Source organism: Piscicoccus intestinalis NBRC 104926, assembly GCF_001515525.1.
Taxonomy (GTDB): Bacteria; Actinomycetota; Actinomycetes; order Actinomycetales; family Dermatophilaceae; genus Kineosphaera; species Kineosphaera intestinalis.
Map to the genome: position 1 here is coordinate 1 of NZ_BCNQ01000249.1, position 2,928 is coordinate 2,928.

2 protein-coding genes are annotated in these 2,928 nt (G+C 75.7%); both read left to right on the top strand.

Features of this window, described 5'->3' with window-relative positions:
- A partial coding sequence (gene cobC, locus PINTE_RS20810; protein ID WP_281178988.1) for an Rv2231c family histidinol phosphate aminotransferase CobC occupies positions 1 to 1,450 on the top strand: 1,450 nt, incomplete at its 5' end.
- Positions 1,447 to 2,928: 5,6-dimethylbenzimidazole synthase (bluB, locus tag PINTE_RS20815; protein WP_068434418.1), on the top strand; the 1,482-nt coding region annotated here is incomplete at its 3' end. The genes cobC and bluB, both read left to right, overlap by 4 nt.

A 2,928-nucleotide genomic window follows, 5' to 3' on the forward strand; every position in this document is an offset into this window, starting at 1 on the left:
GCTCGTCCGCGAGCTCGCCGCGCGCCTCGGGGCCACGGTCGCCACGTACGACGACGTCACCCTGCGCGCCCAGTCCGCACCGCGCGACGACCGCGTCAGCGCCCTCACCGGCGGAGTCGGGTCGGTCGCCCGCGCCGCCGTGCTCGCCCACGGCGCGACCCCGGTGACCGACAAGCGCGTCGCCGGCGGCGCCACGTACGTCATCGCCCTGCGCCCCACCGAGCCCCCCACGTCCCTGAAGACTGCGTGTCGTGGTGAGAACTGCAGTCCGGACTGCAGTTCTCACCACGACACGCAGTTTTCAGGGACGTTCGCAGGGGCGTTCGGGGAGACCCTCGCAGGGACGTCCGGTGGGGGGTTCGACCCGCTGCGGCATCACGGGGACGTGGACGCGCGGACCGCCCGGATCGATCTGGCCGTCAACGTCGCGGTGCCGGCGCCGCCGGACTGGCTGCGGCGGGCGCTGGCCGCGGCCCTCGACGACGTCGCCGCCTACCCCGACGAGGCGCCCGTGCGCCGCCGCCTCGCCGAACACCTGGGCACGGAGCCGGAGTCGCTGCTGCTCGTCAACGGCGCGGCCCAGGCGTTCTCACTGGTCGCGCACGCCCGGGCCTGGCGTCACCCGCTCGTCGTGCACCCGCAGTTCACCGAGCCCGACGCGGCCCTGCGCGCCGCCGGCTACCTGCCGCGCCACCACCTGCTGCGCGCCGACGACTCCTTCACCCTGCGACCGCAGGCGGTCGACGCCGAGGCCGACCTCGTCGTCGTCGGCAACCCCACGAATCCCACCTCCCGCCTGCACGGCGCCGACACCCTGCGCGCCCTGCTGCGCGGCGCGGGCCGCGAGCGCGTGCTCCTGCTCGACGAGGCGTTCATCGACGTCGTGCCCGGCGAGCGCGAGAGCCTGCAGCCCGACGCATGCGCCGCCACCGCCACCACCTCGCGGGGGCTGCTCGTGCTGCGCAGCCTGACGAAGACGTTCGGGCTGGCCGGGATCCGCGCCGGCTACGTCGTCGGCGACCCTCGCCTCGTCGCGCGGCTGCGCGAGCTGGCTCCGCCGTGGTCGGTCAACTCCCTGGCCCTCGCGGCGATCGACGCTGCCGTCACGCCCCAGGCACGCGACCATGTGGACGCCCTTGCCGCCGAATTGCCACGGCGCCGTGACCACCTCGTCGCCGGCCTGCGCGCGGCGGGACTGACCGTGGTCGACGACCCGCAGGGGCCGTTCGTGCTGGCCCACCACCCGCGCGCGGCCGAACTGCGCGCCGGACTGCGCGAGCGCGGCATCGCCGTGCGCCGCGGCGACACCTTTCCCGGGCTCGGGCCGGCGTGGCTGCGGTTCGCGGTGCGCGACGAGGCCACCACCGACGCCCTGCTGACCGCCCTGCGCGCCCTGCCCGAACTGGCTGCCCCCGCCGAAACCACCGCCGCGCCCGAGGAGTCGCCGTGAGTCCGACCCGCCCCGTCCCGCCGCTGCCGCAGGCCACCCGGGAGGCCCTCGACGCGGTCATCACGACCCGCCGCGACATCCGCAGCGACTTCACGATGGACCCCATCGACGACGAGGCGCTCACCCGCATCCTGTCGGCCGCGCACCGCGCGCCCAGCGTCGGGCTGAGCCAGCCCTGGGACTTCGTGCTCGTGCGCGACGAGCATCGCCGCCGCCGGGTGCAGGCCCTCGCCGCCGAACAGCGCGACGCCTACGCCGCGACGCTGCCCGGCGGCCGCGCCCGCCGCTTCGACGGCCTCAAGGTCGAGGCCATCCTGTCGACCCCGCTCAACATCGTCGTCACGTGCGATCCCACGCGCGGCGGCCCCTACACCCTCGGCCGCCACGCCGACCCGCGGATGGCGCCGTTCTCGGTGGCCACCGCCGTCGAGAACCTCTGGCTCGCGGCCCGCGCCGAGGGCATCGGAGTCGGGTGGGTCAGCTTCTTCGACCCCGACGCGCTGCGCGAGGTGCTCGACCTGCCCGAGCACCTGGAGGTCGTCGCCTACCTGTGCGTCGGGCACGTGCGCGCGTTCCCCGAGGCTCCCGAGCTCGCCCTCACCGGCTGGGCCCGGCGCCGCCCCCTGTCGTGGGCGGTCCATCACGAGAAGTGGGGGGCCCGCGGCCTCCCAGGAGGAGTTCCCATGATGCTCGTCGACGAGACCGTCGCCGCCATCCAGCCCGTCGACGAGGCCGCCCGCGCCCGCTGCGACGAGCATCAGCTCACGCTCACCAAGCCCGCCGGTTCGCTCGGCGAACTCGAGACGATCGCGGGCCGCCTCGCCGCGATGGCCGGCGAGTTCCCGCCCCCGATCCCCGAACCCGCCGCCCTGGCGGTCTTCTGCGGCGACCACGGCGTGCACGCCCAGGGCGTCACCCCGTGGCCTCAGGAGGTCACGACGCAGATGGCGCTCAACGTGCTCGCCGGCGGCGCGATGACGAGCGTGCTCGCCCGTCAGGTCGGCGCCGAGGTCGCGGTCGTCGACGTCGGGGTCGCCGCCGACCTGCCCGACGCGCCCGGCCTCATGCGCCGCAAGGTCGCCCCCGGCACCGCCGACATGACCCAGGGCCCGGCGATGACTCCCGACCAGTGCCGCCAGGCCATCGACGTCGGCATCGACGTCGCCCGCGACCTCGTGGCGCAGGGCAACCGGCTCCTGGCCACCGGCGACCTCGGCATCGCCAACACCACCGCCTCCGCGGCGCTCGTCAGCGTGTTCACCGGGGCGCCCGCCGAGCAGGTCACCGGCCGGGGCACCGGCATCGACGACGAGATGCTCGCCCGCAAGATCGAGGTCGTCGAGCGCGCGATCGAGGTCAACGGCGCCGACCGCTCCGACGCCCTGCACGCCCTCGCGGCGGTGGGCGGCCTCGAGCACGCGGCGCTCGTCGGCTTCCTGCTCGGCGCCGCCGCGCTGCGCACCCCGGTCGTGCTCGAC